The following is a 19,190-nucleotide window of genomic DNA, read 5'->3' on the forward strand; positions in this document are numbered from 1 at the left end:
TATTATGTCAAAATTAAATGCTAAAGTAGCGATTGTAACTGGAGGTGGAAGTGGGATTGGAAGAGCAATTTCAACCTTGTTCGCTAAGGAAGGTGCTACTGTTCATATTTTTGATTTGAACCCTGCGGGAGGAGAGGATACGAAGAGAGAAATAGAATCTGCGGGAGGAAAATGCGAAGTGCATACTTTGAATGTAAGCAATCAGAATGAGGTGCTGTCGGCAGTTTCGAAAATAGGGAAAGTTGATATATTGGTAAATAATGCTGGAATTGCTCATGTAGGAAACCTTGAAGGCTGTTCTGCTGAGGATTTCGATAGAATCTATCAAGTGAACGTGAAAGGCGCTTATAACGCTTTATATGCGGTCGTTCCTGTAATGAAAGCAAATGCTGGTGGTGCTATTTTAAATTTAGCATCTATCGCTACATTAGTTGGTATCGCCGATCGTTTTGCATATTCTATGAGTAAGGGTGCAATCTACGCGATGAGTTTGTCAATTGCTAGAGACTATATGAAGGATAATATTCGTTCTAATTCAATTTCTCCTGCTCGTGTTCATACGCCTTTCGTCGATGGTTTTATAGCTAAAAACTATCCTGGAAAAGAGGCTGAAATGTTTGATAAATTATCACATTCACAACCTATCGGTCGTATGGCTCAACCAGAAGAAATTGCTAAGTTGGCATTATTCCTTTGTTCAGATGACGCTAGCTTTATTACTGGTAATGACTATCCTATAGATGGAGGTTTTGTAAAGTTGAATAATTGAGGTAGACGTTAGACGTTAGACATTAGACATTAGACATTAGACATTAGACATTAGACGTTAGACATAAGACATTAGACTTTTTTGTCTTTCGACATAAAAAATAAATAAAATGAAATTAATTAGATACGGAGAATCAGGGCAAGAGAAGATCGGTGTAAATATCGATGGGACAAATTATGATGTTTCAGCATTTGGTGGTGACTATAATGAGGAGTTTTTTGCTGATAACGGCTTGGAGCGTTTAGAGGAATTTGTAAAGGCAAATGATGGTAAACTGATCGAAGTGCCAAATGGTACACGGTTAGGAGCTCCATTTACAAGACCATCAAAGATTGTTTGTATTGGTTTAAATTATAAAGACCATGCTGCGGAAACTGGAGCACAGATTCCAGCTGAGCCCATAATTTTTATGAAATCTACAACAGCATTAATTGGTCCGAATGATGAAGTCATGATTCCAAGAAATTCGGTAAAGACCGATTGGGAGGTAGAATTTTGCATTGTTATTGGCAAAAAAGCAAGTTATGTAGAAGAATCTGATGCTTTGGATTATGTTGCTGGGTATGTTTTGCACAATGATGTATCCGAGCGAGAGTTCCAAATTGAGCGAGGTGGTACCTGGGATAAGGGAAAGGGTTGTGATACCTTCGCGCCGATGGGGCCATACATGACCACAGCTGATGAAATACCTGATATCAATAATGTAAAACTTTGGCTGAAAGTTAATGGAAAAGAATACCAAAACGGGAATACTTCCAATTTAATTTTCAATGTTCCATTTGTAGTATCTTATGTTTCTCAGTTTATGACATTACTACCTGGAGATGTAATTTCTACAGGAACACCTGCAGGAGTTGGATTAGGCTTCAATCCTCCAATTTATCTGCAAGCGGGGGATGTAATTGAGTTGGGAGCAGATTATTTAGGTGAGCAACGCCAAGAGGTTGTTGCATTCAAAAAAGGATAATTACTCACTATGAGAATAGATACTCATCAGCATTTTTGGTTATATAATCCAGTGAAAGATGCCTGGATTACGGATGAAATGTCGGCAATTCAGCGTAATTTTTTACCTAATGATATTTCATGGACATTGAAACAACAGGGATTTGATGGAGTTGTTGCTGTTCAAGCAGACCAATCTCCCCAAGAAACCCAGTTTTTGCTTGAACTATCTCAAGCCTACGCTATGATAAAAGGAATAGTAGGGTGGGTTGATTTAAGATCAGAACATATTGATGAGTATCTCGACGATTATTCCAAGCATGCCGTCATTAAAGGATTTAGACATGTAATTGAAGGAGAGGATGATCCTGATTTTCTTTATAGAGATGAATTTTTAAGGGGAATTGCTTCCTTAACGAAGCATAAGTATACCTATGATTTATTAATCCGTCCTAGACATTATGCCAGTACGCTGAAATGTGTTGAAGCCAATCCGAAGCAAGCTTTTGTTTTGGATCATATTGCAAAACCGCCGATTAAAACACAGGAATTTTCTGAATGGGCAAAATTTATTGAGGATCTGTCATCCTATTCCAATGTACATTGTAAAATTTCTGGATTAGGAACGGAAGCGGATTGGAAACATTGGAAGCTGGATCACTTTACCGAGTATCTAGATCATGTTATAGCTTGTTTTGGTAAGGATAGATTGATGTTTGGTTCAGATTGGCCAGTTTGTTTATTGGCGGGGAGCTATGAAGATGCATTAAAGATCGTAGAGCATCGTTTAGGAGATTTTAATGAGGATGAACTTAAAGGATTTTGGGGGAATAATGCCGTGAAATTCTATGGCTTAAAATAGTTTTTATGAATCTAAATTTAAAAGATAAAGTTGTTTTGGTTACTGGTGGTGCCAAGGGTATAGGAAGAGGTATTGTGGAATTGCTAGCAACAGAAGGAGCTATTCCGGTAATTATCGGTCGAAAACAACATGACAATGTGGTTGTGGAAGAAGAATTGAACGCAAAGGGTTTAAAATCCATTGCTGTTCAAGCGGAATTAACCAATCCTGAGGATTGTAAAAAAGCGGTAGATGAGGTATTGGCAAAGTTGGGAAGGATTGACGCATTAGTAAATAATGCTGGTCTAAATGATGGGGTTAGCTTGGAAAGTGGTAATTACGATGCTTTTGTTAAATCCTTACACAATAGTTTGATCCATTACTACCTGATGGCACATTATTGTTTACCGGAATTGAAAAAGAATAAGGGGAACATATTGAATATTACCTCTAAAACAGCTGAAACAGGTCAGGGTGGGACATCAGGTTATGCCGCATCGAACGGTGGAAGAAATGCTTTGACGAGAGAATGGGCTGTTGAGCTATTGCCATACAGCATTCGAGTTAATGCTATTGTCGTAGCCGAAAGCATGACCCCGCAATATGAATCTTGGATTCAAACTATTGCCAACCCTGAAGACACTTTGAAGAAAATTACCAGCAGAATTCCATTGGAAAATAGAATGACATCGGTAGAAGAGATTGCTAATATGGCAGTTTTCTTACTATCGGATCGATCAAGCCACACCACCGGTCAGTTGATCCATGTGGATGGGGGGTATGTTCATTTAGATCGAGCTTTAATTAATGACTAGAAATTATTTGTAATCAACCTTTAGTAAATTCAAAAAGCTGCTTTTAATTAAGCAGCTTTTTTTTATTCATGATTTGTTACAAAACAAAAAATAATCTTGTTGATCGTTGTTTGCTAGTGAATAACCTCATTTTCTCGGTCTGCCCATTTTTTAGATTGAATTACAATAATTTTCTTAAAAATAATACTGATTAATTTTGATATTAAACGATTAAGCATTAAAATTGTGTCATTATAAACTTAAAAGTCAGAGCAATTTTTTTAAATCGAAATTTACCAGTAATTGTTTCAAAACAATTAGCTTAATCGATTAAAGCAAATTTAATTTGCGTGTTAGAAATAGGTTTTGACGAATATTTAATTCGAAAAGAAACTCTTTGAATAATCAACTAATCAATAAATCATGAAAATAAAATTATTATTAGCCTCCCTATTGCTCTGTAGCAGCAGTATTGCCCAGCAGAAGCCTCAATTTAATGGTATTGATATGAATTTGGGGAACCTGTCGAAGCTTTCAAATGCGAAGACGAGATCCATTAGCCCGGAGAATTTTACTGGAGAAAAGGGTAAAGGAGGAATGGCAGATCCTGCAAAGCAGGCCGGGCAGAAGAATGTTGCCAATGCTCATCATGCCTCACGAGAATTAGGAGTTGGTTGGAAAGTTAATCCATATATTATCATAGCTCCAGGTGAGACTTTCACGATGGCAGAAATAAATGAATCCGGTGTAATTCAACATATGTGGATGACTCCAACAGGAAATTGGAACCATACGATTTTCAGGATTTATTGGGATGGTGAATCGACAGCCTCTGTGGAATCACCTGTAGGTCCATTTTTTGGAATGGCTTGGAATAGGTTTGCCCCAATGAATTCATTAGCGATGACAGTAAATCCTGGTAGTGCATTTAATTCTTATTGGAAAATGCCATTTCGAAAAAGCTGTAAAATCACCATGGAAAATATTTCGGGAGAACCAATGAATCTATATTATCAAATAGATTACGCGGTTACGGATGTTCCGGAGGATGAAGCCTATTTTCATGCACAATATCGGAGATCAAATCCTACCCAAGGGTCATTACATACTATTATTGATGGAATTAAAGGAAAAGGGCAGTATGTAGGAACCTATTTAGCTGTCGGTGTAAACAACATTGGTTGGTGGGGAGAAGGTGAGATTAAATTCTTTATGGATGGGGATAAGGATTATGCTACGATTGTTGGGACTGGACTTGAGGATTATTTTTGCGGTTCTTATAATTTTGAGAATAAAGCAACGAGACAATATCAAGAATATTCCACACCTTATGCAGGATTACACCAAGTCTTAAGACCAGATGGTGTTTATGAGTCACAAGCTCGATTTGGAATGTACAGGTGGCATATCATGGATCCAGTAAGGTTTGAGGGGGATTTGAAAGTCACCATTCAAGATTTAGGCTGGAGATCGGAAGGTCGTTATCTACCTCAGAAATCAGATATGATTTCAGTTGCCTATTGGTATCAAGCAGAACCACATAATAAGTTTCCAAATTTACCCTCTAAGAACGATTTAGAAGTAAACTAAATTTTATGAAAAGACAATTAGCATATGGATTAATGGTTGGTTCAATAGCATTATTGGTAACATCCTGTCAAGAATCCAAGAAAATGGGGAACTCAAACCAAGATACAGTGAATACAAATTATAAGGAAGGACAATTTGGTTATGATCTACAGTTCCTTCAGAAGTACGATAGTGTTTTAATCCTGAGTAATGAGAGTGGTTTGGGACAAATTTTAGTCTCAGCAAAATATCAGGGTAAAGTATTTACCTCTACTGCAGATGGCCCCGATGGCAAAAGTTTTGGTTGGGTAAATTACAAAGCATTTAATGCGCCTACGGATCCACATATGAATGCCTATGGAGGAGAGGATAGATTGTGGTTAGGACCAGAAGGCGGCCCCTTTTCACTCTATTTCGAAAATGGAAAGGAAATGGTTTATGATAATTGGAAGACGCCTGAGGCTATCGATACCGAATCTTGGAACCTGGTTTCAGCGGATGGTAGTTCAGCCAAAATGGAAAAGATTACAGAATTAAAAAACTATGCAGGAACGGTGCTTCACATAAAACTGAACCGAGATATTAAGATGTTAAGTAACAGTCAAATTGAATCGGATTTAGGCATAGAATTAAACGAGAGCATAAAAACTGTCGGGTTTAGCACCAATAACATCATTATAAACATTGGAAAGGATGCTTGGACAAAGGAAACAGGTGCTCCATGCTTATGGAGTTTGGATATGTTCATGCCCTCAGATAGCACGGTAATATTAGTTCCCTATGATCAATCTGCAAAGGGTAAAATAGCGACCACAGATTATTTTGGAGAGATCGACAAAAGCCGCATTAGTATGAAGGATGGTGTACTTTATTTTAAAGCTGACGGAAAGTCAAGGGGAAAACTTGGTTTGTCGCCATTTCGGGCAAAAACGATAGCAGGAAGTTATGATCTGTCAAATGGAATTTTGACAGTGACTAAATTCGAAGTAGATTCCAGCAAGACTTATCTGAATCAGGAATGGACCACTAAAAAGGATCCTTTTACAGGTGATGCGGTCAATGCCTATAATGATGGGCCATTAACCGACGGAGGGCAGATGGGGCCATTTTATGAAATTGAGAGTGTTTCTCCAGCGGCCTTCTTGAAGCCTACAGAGAAATTAGAGCATTCCCATCAAGTTTACCATTTCATTGGAGATAAAGAACAGGTATCCTTGTTGTTAAATAAGTTATTTAACATAACAGTTCAAGATATTCAATCCGCATTTTAAAACCTATCAACATGAGCAAATATCCAAAAATCGGTATTAGACCCATCATTGATGGCCGCTGGGGCGGCATCAGGGAATCATTGGAAGACACGACCATGAATATGGCAAGGGCAGTTGCCAGATTATATGAATCAGAACTAAAGTATCCAGATGGAAGTTCTGTTCAATGTGTAATAGCTGACAGTTGTATTGGAGGGGTTGTAGAAGCGGCAGATTGCCAAGAGAAATTTGATTTGGAAAATGTTGGTGTTTCGTTATCGGTGACACCATGCTGGTGTTATGGTTCTGAAACAATGGATATGGATACTAAAAGACCAAAAGCTATTTGGGGATTTAATGGTACTGAAAGGCCAGGAGCTGTTTATTTAGCTGCAACAGTTGCGGCACATAATCAAAAGGGTCTGCCTGTCTTTAGTATATATGGGCATGATGTTCAAGATATGGGCGATCCACAAGTACCAAATGATGTAAAGGATAAGTTGCTGTCCTTTGGGAGAGCAGGCTTGGCTGTGTCGATCCTTCATGGAAAGAGTTATTTGGCAATAGGTTCAGTATCTATGGGGATTGTAGGTTCCATAGTGAATGCTGAGTTTTTCCAGGAATATTTGGGTATGCGAAATGAATATGTTGATTCATCAGAAGTACTTCGAAGAATTCAGTTAGGGATTTTTGATGAAGAAGAGTTTCAGAGGGCATTAAAATGGACGAAAAAATATTGTAAAGAAGGGGCAGATTATAATCAGGAGCATAAGATCAAGAGTAGAAAAGAGAAGGATGAAGACTGGGAGTTCGTTGTAAAGATGACGATTATTATTCGGGATCTTATGGTTGGAAATCCGAAATTAAAAGAGATGGGGTTTGCAGAAGAAGCTATGGGGCATCATGCCTTTATTTCTGGATTTCAGGGGCAAAGACAGTGGACGGATTTTTTACCGAATGGTGATTTTTCAGAGGCTATTTTAAATTCATCCTTTGATTGGAATGGTATACGAAAACCCTACATGGTAGCGACTGAAAACGACTCCTTAAATGGTATTTCCATGGCCTTCAATTATCTTTTGACCAATACTGCGCAGATTTTTGCTGATGTGAGGACATATTGGTCAGCAGAAGCGGTAAAAAGGGTAAGTGGGTGGAAACCGACAGGTGAGGCAAAGAATGGCTTTATTCATTTAATTAATTCAGGTTCGGCGACATTGGATGGCACAGGGCAGCAATCGGATCAAGGGAAGCCGGTTATGAAGCCATTTTGGGAGATAACAAAAAAAGAATCGGAGGCTTGTCTGAAAGCTACGACCTGGTATCCGGCTAATAGGGATTACTTCAGAGGAGGGGGCTATTCATCAAACTTTTTAACAAAGGGAGGGATGGCCGTTACGATGTGTCGTATTAATTTGATAAAAGGTTTAGGTCCGGTCCTTCAAATTGCTGAAGGTTATACAGTTGATATTCCTGAGAAAGTTCATAAGGTATTAGATGATCGGACTGATAAAACATGGCCTACTACATGGTTTGTTCCGGTTTTAACAGGTGAGGGGGCATTCAAGGATGTCTATTCTGTAATGTCAAATTGGGGTTCAAACCATGGTGCTATTAGCTATGGACATATAGGCCACGACCTGATTACCATGGCATCCATGCTGCGTATTCCAGTTTGTATGCATAATGTATCCAGTGATCGAGTATTCAGACCGGCCACTTGGGCAGCATTTGGGATGAATCCTGAAGGATCGGATTACAGAGCATGTGAAGTTTTCGGACCACTTTATAAGTAAGCTTATGGACACAAAGAAGAAATCGCTTTTTCGCGACGATGAAGGAAATTATCTATTAGTTCCATTCTTATTTATCTGTAGCCTGTTTTTACTATGGGGTTTTGCACATGGCTTTTTGGATGTGCTCGATAAGCATTTTCAAGATCTGTTGCATGTATCCAAAGCACAATCCGGATTTGTTCAGTTTTCACTTTATATTGGATATTTGGCGATGGCCATTCCTGCCGGCCTATTTATTAAAAAACATGGCTATCAGAAAGGCATTGTTTTAGGGTTGACCTTATTTGCAGCAGGAGCATTTATGTTCTATCCGGCGGCAAAATTGGCTTCATTCATTCCTTTCTTAACAGCCCTCTTTGTTATTGCCTGTGGTTTAGCTTTTCTAGAAACCGCTGCAAACCCATACTCCATTGTACTAGGTTCAAAAGAGGGAGCTGCAAGAAGAATTAATATTTCGCAATCATTTAATGGATTGGGATGGATATTAGGACCTTTGATTGGTGGATTAATGATTTTCGGGACACAAGCCGAAGGTGAGCATGATAAATTTGATTCATTGGTAAAGCCATACATTGGAATTGGGTGTGTGGTTATATTGGTAATCATAGTTTTTTTAATCATAAAGCTTCCAGAAATTAAGGAAAAAAAAGAAGCTGGAGAGAATGATGAGAATCCACCAATGCGTAATTTGTTAAAACATCCTGTATTTATTTTTGCGGTAATTGCACAATTTCTATATGTGGCCGCTCAGACAGGAACAAATTCCTTTTTTATAAACTATGTAATTGACGCTATTCATGACTTAAAGACTCCAATTTCCAACATCATGAGTAATTTGGGGACGTTCGGGGAGTTTTTTATGCCTAAAAATGACGAACAAGCTGCTTCACTTATTTTAGCAATTGGAGGTATGGGGGCATTTTGGATCGGTCGATTGACGGGTTCATACCTCATGAAATTTATTGCTCCGCATAAACTTTTAGGTTTTTATGCTATCATGAATGTTATATTAAACATTTTGGTTTTCATGAATTTGGGCTGGATATCTGTCTTCGCTTTGTTTTTCTCGTATTTCTTTATGTCGATTATGTTTCCTACCATTTTTGCACTGGGAATTAACAATCTTGGTACATTGACTAAAAAGGGATCTTCCTTTTTAGTCATGGCTGTTGCAGGAGGAGCATTTTGCCCTCCATTGATGGGGTTAATTGCAGACCATAGTTCAATGGCAACTGGATTTATAATCCCTGTTCTTTGTTATGTTGTCATTGCTGTATTTGCTATATGGGGAGTTGGAAAAGTTGAGGGGAATCTCGATATGTCAAATCCTGTACACTAAAAAATAAGAATTCATGGAACAAGAGTATGTAATAGGCGTAGATTTTGGGACAGATTCTGCTAGGGCGATTATAGTTGACACGAAAAATGGGGACTTAATTAGTTCTGCAGTATCTTATTTCAAGCGCTGGAAGGAAGGTAAATATTGTAATCCGAAACAAAATATATTCCGACAGCATCCATTAGATTATATAGAAAGTCTAGAGGATTGTTTAAAGGAGAGTTTAAAGAATATTAGTGAAGAAAAAAGATTAAGAGTTCGAGCAATATCCATTGATTCTACGGGTTCAACGCCAGTAGCTATTGATAAAAAGGGTAGACCATTAGCTCTAACAGCTCGTTTTTCAGAAAATCCAAATGCGATGTTTTTCCTATGGAAAGACCATAGTTCAGTGAAGGAGGTAGAGGAAATTAATGAGAAAGCATTGGATTTTGAGATTAACTATCTCAGTTATTGCGGGGGAGCCTATTCGTCAGAATGGTTTTGGTCAAAGTTGCTTTATTTGGTGAGGAATGATCATGAAGTTTTTCAAGAATCATATTCTTGGATTGAGCAGAGCGATTGGTTACCTTATTTATTGACAGGTATGGAAGATGCGGACCAAATTAAACGCAACGTTTGTGCCGCTGGTCACAAAGCGTTATGGTCGCAAGAATTAGGCGGCTATCCGCCTTCTGAATTCTTTATGCATTTAGATCCAAAATTGGATCGAATTTATCAGACTATATCGAAGGAGGTCTATACTGCAGACCAAATTGTAGGACAGTTAAGCAAGGAATGGAGAGAGGTATTAGGACTTCCTCAGGAGGTGTTAATTGGAGTTGGAGCTATTGATGCGCATGTAGGAGCAATAGGCGCTCAAATTCAACCTGGTTATATGTGTAAAGTTATGGGTACCTCCACTTGTGATATGATGGTGATCGATAGAAAAATGCTTGGCGATAAATTGATTCAAGGAATTTGTGGACAGGTTCAAGGGTCTATTGTTCCCGAATTCATTGGTTTGGAGGCTGGACAATCTGCTTTTGGAGATGTCTATAATTGGTTGAAGAACTTGCTGTTGTGGCCAATTGGGAATAACATGAAAGGTATTGCATCATCGGGTAGTCAGGCCGTTCTTGAACTAAAAGAAGAGCTTGAGCAAAATTTACTTTCAAATCTTTCCGAATTGGCGAAGCAACAGCCTGTAGGAATTGATTCCGAACTAGCATTGGATTGGTTTAACGGAAGACGAACTCCAAATGTAGATCCAATAGTAACAGCAGGCTTGATTAATTTAAAACTTGCCACAGGACCAGTTCAAATCTTTCAAGCCTTGGTAGAGGCTACCTGCTTTGGGTCTAGAGCAATTGTGGAACATGTTGAAGCACAGGGAGTGGTTATTGAAGGGGTAATTGGTATCGGTGGGATTGCTAAAAAATCGGATTACGTAATGCAGACTTTAGCTGATATTCTGCAAAGGCCTATTAAAGTGCATCGATCAGAAGAAACATGTGCGATGGGAGCGAGTATGCTTGCTGCAACTGCGTCAGGGATTTATGATAACCTCGAGGAAGCCATGGATAAAATGGGGTCAGGTTTTGAAAAGATGTATTCCCCTTGTTTAGAAAAAAAAGAACTATATGACTTGCGCTTTAAAAAATATCAAGATTTAGGGAGTGCTATTGCAAAGATTTAATTTAAAAATGAGCTGTTTAAGTAAAAGTATCATGTTGGGAATATGGATTGGGATGCTCTTGTGGTCCTTCCAATTACTTGGGCAAAAACTGCCAACAAGTTTAGATCCCTTTATATCCAGCATTGACTTCAGCTCAATAGAAGGGAAAAAACCAACCATTGAAATCCAAAAAATGGATTCAAATCTGTATAGGTTTGAGGTAATTTGGAATATTAAGAAGGACTTGCCATTAAAAAATTTAAGTTTAAATATATTTCCAGATTTCAAGCCAATTTATCATTGGGCACCACATTTAACACCTACAGAAAATCATATTATTGCGCAGCATGTTTTTCGGTCACCTGCGTTGATAGTGAGTAATTCGGAATATTATTTAGGAATTGTCCCGGATCTGACACTTTTAGAAACGAAGCCGGCAATACCTTGGTATCTGGATTTAGATGCTGTCAATAACAAATTGACATTGGGATTTTCAAAGTCTAAGATTACTGAACATGTCCTTTATGAAAAAGAAGATATAACATCATTTTCGAAAGGTATTTATCGATTAGCCTTTTATGTAATGATATCAAGGGCAGAAGAAGATTTTGAAAATCCATTTGCTCGCATAAACAGTTTTATGTGGAAAAATTGGGGATCTAAATTGTTTGAAAAAGGAGAGCCAATCAGGAACAATAACTTAGAACCCTATATAGAAAACACTTATGCTTGGGCTTTTAAATATTGGCGCGGTGCTGTATGGCAACAGTTCGAGATCAATGGAATAGAAGTGGGAGCTCCTACATTTATTGTGAATGTCACTCAAAGTCCAAACTATCCTAATGAGGTCAATGAAAGAGAGTTTCGATCAATTTGGAACCAAGCATGGTTTAACTCTTTTAGGTCAGCATCTGGGTTGTATCGATATGCTAGGCGAAAAAATATAGATTCCCTCAAACGTTATGCTGAAACGACAAAGGAATTGGCCTTATCTTTTCCACAAAAAAATGGATTCTTCCCCGGATTGATTGCGACTGAAATGGTAGATGTAGAAGTTGCTGGCAAGAAATATAGACGATCCGCAGGTTGGGAGACAAAGTATTTTGGCAATTCCAACCGTAATCCATTTACTTGGGATGCTAAGCATGCACCATATCATGTCTTGGACATGAGTTATACGGTTCTACTGATGCTGGATTGGTATACTGAACTGGAACAGGATCAGCGGTTGTTAGATTACGCGAAGAATTATGCAGATGCCTTAGTAAAGGTACAGCGTGAGGATGGATATTTTCCAGCATGGTTGGATCTGAACACACAAACAGATATGGAGGTTTTGAGCAAATCTCCCGAATCAGCACTTTCAGTAACCTTTTTATTAAGGCTATTTCAAATTACAAAAAAAGCACAATATAAAATTGCGGCTCTCAAAGCATTACAGATAATCGAAAAAGAAATCATACCTGCAGGAAAATGGGAGGATTTTGAAACTTATTGGTCTTGTAGTCGCTTTGGTCATGATTCGCTAGTAGACCAAAAGGTTAAACGCAATAATATGTATAAGCAGAACACTTTGAGTATTTTCTATACTGCTCAAGCAGAGATGGAGGCATTCAAATTGACAGGAGATAGACATCATCTAAAAGTTGGTCAAAGGGTTTTAGACGAATTATTGATGTGGCAATCAGTGTGGCAACCATTATTTATTTATATCCATGCTTTAGGAGGTTTTGGGGTTATGAATGGCGATGCAGAATGGAATGATTCTAGGCAAAGCCTATTTGCTGAATTAATTATGGAATATGGGTTGAAGCTTGATCGTAAGGATTACCTTGAAAGAGGCATTGCAGCATTAGAAGCATCATTTGTGATGATGTATACTCCCGAAAATAAAGAGACAAAGGAGCAATGGCAACAGCGCTGGCCGTTTTTAGGAGTTGAAGATTACGGATTTATGATGGAAAACTATGGTCACGATGGTTTTACGGATTCGAATGGGATTGGGATCGGAGAGTTCAGCATTTATGATTGGGGTAGCGGGGCTGCGGCAGAAGCTTATAATCGAATAATTGATCATTGGGGAGAAAGTGTGCTTATTAAGAGGTAATCAGTATAAATTAATAAACTATAAATAATATATTTACAAGATGGTGAAAAAAGTGTCATTAAAGGATATTGCGCTGAAGATTGGAGTCTCTACGGCATTGGTATCTTACGTATTGAGTGGCAATGAAGAAAAGGGTAGAGTGGGGAAAGAAACCGCAGAAAAAATAAGACAAGTTGCCAAAGAATTAAATTACCAACCCAACCACATCGCCAAAAGCTTAAAAACTGGGAAGACCAATACAATCGGACTTATAGTTGCCGATATTTCCAATCCATTTTTTGCGTCTATAGCAAGAGCTGTTGAGGATGAATCAGGGAAATATGGTTTGACCACCATTATTGGAAGTTCGGATGAGAGTCCTGAAAAATTAAAAAACCTGGTCGAAGTTTTCATCAAAAGACAGGTAGATGGATTTATCATTTCACCGCCAGACCATTCAGAAGAGACTATAGAGTACATAATTTCTTTGGGAATTCCTATATGTTTAATTGATAGACATTTTGACCACGTAAAATCAAGTTATGTAGTTACAGATAATAAAGAATCCATGCAGAAAGCTGTAAGCCATTTATTAGGAATGGGCTATAAGAATCTTGCTTTTATAGCATATAATAGTACACTGCAACATATGAAAGATCGAGAGCAAGGTTTTTTGGATGCTACATCAGAAATATATTCCCAAGTTTATAAAATCAATTTCAGCAAACAGCATGATGAGCTAGCCTCAACAATTGAAGTTATTTTAAATGAGCAGAAAGCTGATGCTATTGTTTTTGCTACCAATACCCTTTCAGTTGCAGGGTTAAAATATTTAACTCAACATAAAGTTAAAATACCTCAAGATCTTAATGTGATGTGTTTTGATTTTAGCGAGGTATATGATTTCTTCTACCATCCAATAATTCATGTAAAACAACCTATTGAGCAATTGGCAAAAGAAAGTGTTACCATTTTGTTTAACCAAATGAAAGAAGAACATCTTCAACAGCTGGTATTAAATTCTGAATTAATAACCAAAACAAGAGTTATGGTCTAATTTTTAATTGTATTTCGTATTTAGGCTGGGAGTATATTTTTTTATTTGATAAGAATTTGATTTTCTGATGTTTAAATTTTCAATTATTAAATATATTTCTTGAAATACTTGGGATGTTTAGTTTTAAGTATATAATATTTTCAAATTATAGTATGCATTTCCAAAAAATTGATATTTTTGTTTTAACTAAATTATGAATATCATATTCTTCAGTTCGTCTAACCAACGAAATGGGGAAAAAAATTGGAATGTATGGAAGCGTTAAAGACCATGGAATCGAGATATCCGATTGAATTTACTGTGCCTGCCTTTGGTGCCGGATCATTTTATATTCAAGAGGACCTAAGGAATGAATTCTACAGTCACTACCATAGGCACAAAGAAATCCAAATATCCTATATTTTAAAAGGTCGCGGTTCTGTTGTTATTGGCAACTTGATTCAACCATTCTTTGAAAATGAAATTTATATCCTGAAAGCCAATGATCCCCATATTTTTATTAAGGAGACACCGGATGATGAACAGATACATGTCGTGCATATATTTGTTGCTTTTGATAAAATGCAAGCATTTTTCAATATGCAGGAGCTACATAGAATCAGGGATATTTTTAAATTATTAGATTCAAGTAAGAAGCTCCTCCAAAAATACAGTCTTCCAATCCGATCAATCTTTCAATCCTTATTACGAGAAGACGGCCTGCCGAAATTAATGCGCGTTCTAGAAATATTCGATTATTTAATAGCGAATGAAAAAGAGATGATTTCTTTATATTCAGGACTACCGGAATCTAATTTCAATGATAAGGTCGGTGTACGGATTAATGAGGTATTAAGATATTCCTTAGAAAATTATAATAAGGAAATCAGTATTGATGCGGTTGCAAAGTTAATTCATATGACACCTTCAGCCTTTTGTAAATACTTTAAAAAGCATACTATGAAAACGTATGTTACTTTTTTAAATGAAATTAGGATTGAAAAAGCCTGTCAATTATTGATCAATAAATCCACGGAGAATATTTCAGAAGTTGCTTACCAATGTGGATTTAATACAGTTGTTCATTTCAATAGGGTTTTTAAACATATTTTACATAGCTCTCCGTCAGAATTCTTACATAGACATGCTGTTAATTTGGCATAGGATTGGAATTAATGACTAGACAAAGTCTAACATTCTGTTTATTAGCAACAAAATTTGTTTTTTGGCTTAGAATTTGTTATATTATTAGCAAACAATAAAAGAAAGGTTAATAATATGATTAAAAAAGAAAGAACAAAAAGAGAAAAATTAATCCAGAACCCATTTTCATTTTATGTAACGAATGTCGGGTTTATTGGAAACCAACCAAGTCCACAAAATAGAAGTGTTAACAAAAAGAGTTAACTCTTCTTACAAACAAACCAAATTAAAATTAGATGTGCTTTTTGAGATAAAAGCATTTTGTGTTTCTAATGAGTTCGCTTTCAACTAACTCAATTTTCCCTTCATATTTTAATGCAGTCTTAAAAAATAAAAGAGGCAATTCTCTTGGGGTTATCAAGTTTTGTACTTTTCTTAACGTTATTTACGTTGATATGCATGATGTTGGATTGGGATTTAAAATCCTTATAAAGCAATTGATTTATTATATCCATCTTATGGATATTCTGTATGTCTGAAACCTCGAAATAACACCAGGCCACATCTTCTTCTATTTCATAACCAACATACTTTAAGTTTCGATCCTTATTGTCTAAAGCTAACTTAAGGTTCTGTCGAATGTACCTAGCTATAGCAGAGTCAGTTACTGATTTATTTTTTGGGTTTATAATCTCTATTTTTTTACCTGAATGTTTTTTAAGTGCCACTTCAAGATCGTCATAAAATAGGCGGCAGGAAATTTCTACTCGTTTTTTACTCGGATTAAAGTCTATAGCAGTTATACTAACATAAAATGGGTGTGCATAAGCCAAAAATGTAATGCATAGACATAATGATATTAATCCTATTTTTATTTTATTCAATTTCATTTTCCTGTTTTTATGCAACAATTATGTGCTAAATTATTTAAAATCTTTAAATGCATTTGTCAATATTAAAATAATATTAATTTTGTTATGTTTTTATTACAAGAACCTAAATAATGAGTGATTTTTCCATCTATTTTCAACTTGGTTGGCAACATATTCTAGACCTAACTGGTTATGATCATATTCTTTTCGTACTAGTCCTATGTTGTAGTTATACCTTAAAAGATTGGAGACGGCTATTATGGTTGGTAACAGCTTTTACAGTAGGACATTCCATTACATTGGCTTTAGCTGCATTCAAAATTGTTCGAATAGATACGAGTTGGATAGAATTTTTAATTCCAATCACGATTTTAATTACAGCATTATATAACCTACCAAAAAAGCGGAAGCAACGCAATCCATACATTTTATATGTGATGACCCTTTGCTTTGGACTTATTCATGGATTAGGTTTTTCAAATTATTTACAATCCTTACTAGGACAGGAGGCCAATGTTGTATTGCCATTACTGTCTTTCAATATAGGATTAGAATTCGGACAGTTAATCATTGTCTTTTTTGTAATTCTATTATCCGAACTTATGCTTAAGATTTTTGCAGTTTCAAATCGAGATTGGAGTTTCTTTTTATCTTCTGCTGTGATCGGTATTTCATTTATTATGGCCCTTGAACGTATTCCACTATGAAACCAAATAGTCAATTAATCAAATCACTTTGTTTGGCATTGCTAGGATCAGTAAGCCTACAGTCTTCACATGCTCAAATGCAGCATAACCCTGGTTCAAACCATGGGAATAAGTTTGAACAATTGGGCAACCTACTTTCTGATCCGAATATTTTCAGGACAGCCTCGGGAGCTCCTGGATCCATGTATTGGCAGCAAAAAGCTGATTACGTCATCGATGTTGAGGTTGATGATCAAAATCAAACCTTAAAAGGCTCTGAAACCATAACTTATACAAATAATTCTCCTGATCCGCTCAGCTATCTTTGGTTACAGCTAGATGAGAACGAGCATGCTGACCAAGCTGAGAGTAAAAGATTTGATCAGAGTAGCCTCCAAGAGAGAATGTCTTTGGATGAGCTAAAAGAGATGGTCCCACAAAAGAAAGGCTATGGGGTCAATATCCATAAGATAACGGATGGTGCGAATAAAGCATTGGATTATACAATCAATTACACGATGATGCGTGTAGATTTGCCAACACCTTTAAAACCGGGAGCAAAGATCGTACTCAAAATAGATTGGGACTATAAGATATCGGACCGAATGGTTGAACACGGACGAGGAGGTTACGAACATTTTGCAAAGGATAATAATTATTTATATACCATCGCACAATGGTTTCCTCGCATGGCCGTATATTCTGATTTCCAGGGCTGGCAAAATAAGCAATTCACCGGTAGAGGAGAATTTGCCTTAGTCTTTGGAGATTATAAAGTAAATATTACAGTTCCATCTGACCACATTGTGGGAGCGACAGGTGAATGTATCAATTACAATCAAGTATTGAATTCTACGCAACTTGCACGTTGGAAGCAAGCCCAAAACTCCAAAGAACCCATTGAAATAGTGACTCTAGATGATGCTAAAAAAGCAATTCAACAAAAAGCAACAACAAAGAAAACTTGGGTTTATGAAGCAAAGAATGTAAGAGATTTTGCTTTTGTTACATCCCGTCGTTTGATTTGGGACGCATTGAAAGTAAACGAAGGTATTGAAGGGAATCAGCCATTAGCTATGTCCTATTATGGACCAGAAGCCTATCCCTTATATCGTAAATATTCAACCAAGGCAGTTGCACATACATTAAAGACCTATTCAAAGTATTCAGTTCCTTACCCATATCCAGTTGCCATTTCAGTTGAAGCAGCAAACGGAATGGAATATCCCATGATTTGTTTTAACTACGGTCGTGCGGATGAAGATGGGACCTACACAGAAGCGGTTAAATATGGTATGATCGGCGTAATTATCCACGAAGTTGGCCATAACTTTTTCCCGATGATTGTCAATTCAGATGAACGGCAGTGGACATGGATGGATGAAGGATTGAATACATTTCTACAGTATCTAACAGAACAGGAGTGGGATAAGGATTTTCCTTCTCGTCGAGGTCCAGCATATAAAATTACAGATTATATGAGATTGCCGAAAGATCAGTTGGAACCAATTATGACGAACTCAGAAAATATTGTCCAATTTGGACCAAATGCATATGCAAAACCTGCAACAGCATTAAATATTTTAAGGGAAACCATCATGGGCAGGGAGTTATTTGATTATGCTTTTAAAGAATATGCAAAACGATGGGAATTTAAGCATCCAACACCTGCAGATTTTTTCCGAACGATGGAAGACGCATCAGCTGTTGATTTAGATTGGTTTTGGAGAGGTTGGTTCTTTACGACAGATCCTGTAGAAATTTCTTTGGAAAACGTAACGCAGTATAGAATGACGGGTGCTGAACCTAAAAGTACACAGAAGCAAAGAAAAGAGGCCTTTGATAAAGATTTGAACAGTATTACCCGCCAACGAAATATGGCCGAAAACATGGCATTTCTTGTAGAAAAAGATACTTCATTATTGGACTTTTATAACAAATGGGATCGTTTTGCTGTAAAGCCTTCTGATGAAGTAAGTTATCAACAATTCTATAATACGCTGAATGATCAAGAGAAGGATATATTTAACGGTAAGACATCCTTCTATGAGCTTAACTTTAAAAATAATGGTGGGTTAGTTATGCCATTGATAATAGAGTGGACATTTACAGATGGGAGCAAAGAAATCGATAGAATTCCTGCATATATTTGGAGATTAAATGAAAAGGAAGTTACTAAAGTATTTGCAAAGGATAAACAGGTGGCATCAGTTCAGTTAGATCCATTGAGAGAAACAGCTGATATTGATGAATCCAACAATGCATGGCCAAGGACATCACAACCATCCAGGTTTGAGCTTTACCAACAAAATGGGAGGGCTGTACGTGGACAATCTGCAGAAAGCAACCCTATGAAGGAGGCTAGAAATCAAAACAATAATTAATTGTTAATTAAAATAAAAAACCG

General features: G+C 36.9%; 15 protein-coding genes. 14 read left to right on the forward strand and 1 reads right to left on the reverse strand.

Features of this window, described 5'->3' with window-relative positions; all coding sequences use genetic code 11:
* Positions 1-4 precede the first annotated feature (4 nt).
* From E0Y80_RS11090 to E0Y80_RS11145, 12 genes are all read left to right on the forward strand, one after another.
* The gene (locus E0Y80_RS11090; RefSeq protein ID WP_156307728.1) at positions 5-769 is read left to right on the forward strand and encodes an SDR family NAD(P)-dependent oxidoreductase; all 765 of its coding nucleotides are present in this window, start codon (positions 5-7) and stop codon (positions 767-769) included.
* Between the two features lie 109 nt (positions 770-878).
* Positions 879-1,736: a fumarylacetoacetate hydrolase family protein gene (locus E0Y80_RS11095; RefSeq protein ID WP_156307729.1), complete on the forward strand. Its 858-nt coding sequence runs from the start codon at positions 879-881 to the stop codon at positions 1,734-1,736.
* Between the two features lie 9 nt (positions 1,737-1,745).
* Positions 1,746-2,576 (forward strand): amidohydrolase family protein, encoded by an 831-nt coding sequence (locus E0Y80_RS11100; protein ID WP_156307730.1) that lies wholly within the window; start codon positions 1,746-1,748, stop codon positions 2,574-2,576.
* A 5-nt stretch (positions 2,577-2,581) separates the two neighbouring features.
* Positions 2,582-3,370, forward strand: coding sequence for an L-fucose dehydrogenase (locus E0Y80_RS11105; RefSeq protein ID WP_156307731.1), 789 nt, complete (start codon positions 2,582-2,584; stop codon positions 3,368-3,370).
* 402 nt (positions 3,371-3,772) lie between these two features.
* Entirely contained in the window at positions 3,773-4,939 is a 1,167-nt protein-coding gene (locus E0Y80_RS11110) for a glycoside hydrolase family 172 protein (protein ID WP_156307732.1), read from the forward strand.
* Positions 4,940-4,944: 5 nt separating this feature from the next.
* A complete protein-coding gene (locus E0Y80_RS11115) occupies positions 4,945-6,189 on the forward strand; it encodes a DUF6786 family protein (protein ID WP_156307733.1) in 1,245 nt (414 codons plus the stop codon).
* A gap of 11 nt (positions 6,190-6,200) precedes the next feature.
* Complete coding sequence (locus E0Y80_RS11120) at positions 6,201-7,964, forward strand: L-fucose isomerase (protein ID WP_156307734.1); 1,764 nt, start codon at positions 6,201-6,203, stop codon at positions 7,962-7,964.
* Positions 7,965-7,968: 4 nt separating this feature from the next.
* A complete protein-coding gene (gene fucP / locus E0Y80_RS11125) occupies positions 7,969-9,303 on the forward strand; it encodes an L-fucose:H+ symporter permease (protein ID WP_156307735.1) in 1,335 nt (444 codons plus the stop codon).
* Positions 9,304-9,316: 13 nt separating this feature from the next.
* Positions 9,317-10,981, forward strand: a complete 1,665-nt coding sequence (locus tag E0Y80_RS11130) for a ribulokinase (RefSeq protein WP_156307736.1) — start codon at positions 9,317-9,319, stop codon at positions 10,979-10,981.
* A 7-nt stretch (positions 10,982-10,988) separates the two neighbouring features.
* Entirely contained in the window at positions 10,989-13,067 is a 2,079-nt protein-coding gene (locus tag E0Y80_RS11135) for a hypothetical protein (protein WP_156307737.1), read from the forward strand.
* Between the two features lie 40 nt (positions 13,068-13,107).
* A complete protein-coding gene (locus E0Y80_RS11140; RefSeq protein ID WP_156307738.1) occupies positions 13,108-14,103 on the forward strand; it encodes a LacI family DNA-binding transcriptional regulator in 996 nt (331 codons plus the stop codon).
* A 252-nt stretch (positions 14,104-14,355) separates the two neighbouring features.
* Entirely contained in the window at positions 14,356-15,246 is an 891-nt protein-coding gene (locus E0Y80_RS11145; protein ID WP_156307739.1) for an AraC family transcriptional regulator, read from the forward strand.
* 362 nt (positions 15,247-15,608) lie between these two features.
* On the opposite strand, the gene E0Y80_RS11150 is transcribed toward E0Y80_RS11145, so the two are convergent.
* Positions 15,609-16,115: a DUF6702 family protein gene (locus E0Y80_RS11150; RefSeq protein WP_156307740.1), complete on the reverse strand. Its 507-nt coding sequence runs from the start codon at positions 16,113-16,115 to the stop codon at positions 15,609-15,611.
* A 113-nt stretch (positions 16,116-16,228) separates the two neighbouring features.
* Between E0Y80_RS11150 and E0Y80_RS11155 the strand changes: the two genes are divergently transcribed.
* Both E0Y80_RS11155 and E0Y80_RS11160 read left to right on the forward strand, forming a co-directional pair.
* On the forward strand, positions 16,229-16,804 hold the full coding sequence (locus E0Y80_RS11155; protein ID WP_156307741.1) for a HupE/UreJ family protein: 576 nt from the start codon (positions 16,229-16,231) through the stop codon (positions 16,802-16,804).
* Positions 16,801-19,167 carry a M1 family metallopeptidase gene (locus E0Y80_RS11160; protein WP_156307742.1) on the forward strand — a complete coding sequence of 789 codons (2,367 nt, stop codon included), beginning with the start codon at positions 16,801-16,803 and terminating at the stop codon, positions 19,165-19,167. Before E0Y80_RS11155 ends, E0Y80_RS11160 begins: the two co-directional genes overlap by 4 nt.
* The last annotated feature ends 23 nt before the right edge of the window (positions 19,168-19,190 follow it).

Source organism: Sphingobacterium endophyticum (genome assembly GCF_009733535.1).
GTDB lineage: Bacteria > Bacteroidota > Bacteroidia > Sphingobacteriales > Sphingobacteriaceae > Sphingobacterium > Sphingobacterium endophyticum.

Excerpts from the sequence above, each read along its gene's own strand:
- E0Y80_RS11160 (WP_156307742.1), top strand. The coding sequence starts at position 16,801 with ATGAAACCAAATAGTCAATTAATCAAATCACTTTGTTTGGCATTGCTA.
- fucP (WP_156307735.1), top strand. The coding sequence starts at position 7,969 with ATGGACACAAAGAAGAAATCGCTTTTTCGCGACGATGAAGGAAATTAT.
- E0Y80_RS11130 (WP_156307736.1), top strand. The coding sequence starts at position 9,317 with ATGGAACAAGAGTATGTAATAGGCGTAGATTTTGGGACAGATTCTGCT.
- E0Y80_RS11100 (WP_156307730.1), top strand. The coding sequence starts at position 1,746 with ATGAGAATAGATACTCATCAGCATTTTTGGTTATATAATCCAGTGAAA.
- E0Y80_RS11105 (WP_156307731.1), top strand. The coding sequence starts at position 2,582 with ATGAATCTAAATTTAAAAGATAAAGTTGTTTTGGTTACTGGTGGTGCC.
- E0Y80_RS11090 (WP_156307728.1), top strand. The coding sequence starts at position 5 with ATGTCAAAATTAAATGCTAAAGTAGCGATTGTAACTGGAGGTGGAAGT.
- E0Y80_RS11150 (WP_156307740.1), bottom strand. The coding sequence starts at position 16,115 with ATGAAATTGAATAAAATAAAAATAGGATTAATATCATTATGTCTATGC.
- E0Y80_RS11140 (WP_156307738.1), top strand. The coding sequence starts at position 13,108 with ATGGTGAAAAAAGTGTCATTAAAGGATATTGCGCTGAAGATTGGAGTC.
- E0Y80_RS11095 (WP_156307729.1), top strand. The coding sequence starts at position 879 with ATGAAATTAATTAGATACGGAGAATCAGGGCAAGAGAAGATCGGTGTA.
- E0Y80_RS11115 (WP_156307733.1), top strand. The coding sequence starts at position 4,945 with ATGAAAAGACAATTAGCATATGGATTAATGGTTGGTTCAATAGCATTA.
- E0Y80_RS11155 (WP_156307741.1), top strand. The coding sequence starts at position 16,229 with ATGAGTGATTTTTCCATCTATTTTCAACTTGGTTGGCAACATATTCTA.
- E0Y80_RS11145 (WP_156307739.1), top strand. The coding sequence starts at position 14,356 with ATGGAAGCGTTAAAGACCATGGAATCGAGATATCCGATTGAATTTACT.
- E0Y80_RS11120 (WP_156307734.1), top strand. The coding sequence starts at position 6,201 with ATGAGCAAATATCCAAAAATCGGTATTAGACCCATCATTGATGGCCGC.
- E0Y80_RS11135 (WP_156307737.1), top strand. The coding sequence starts at position 10,989 with ATGAGCTGTTTAAGTAAAAGTATCATGTTGGGAATATGGATTGGGATG.
- E0Y80_RS11110 (WP_156307732.1), top strand. The coding sequence starts at position 3,773 with ATGAAAATAAAATTATTATTAGCCTCCCTATTGCTCTGTAGCAGCAGT.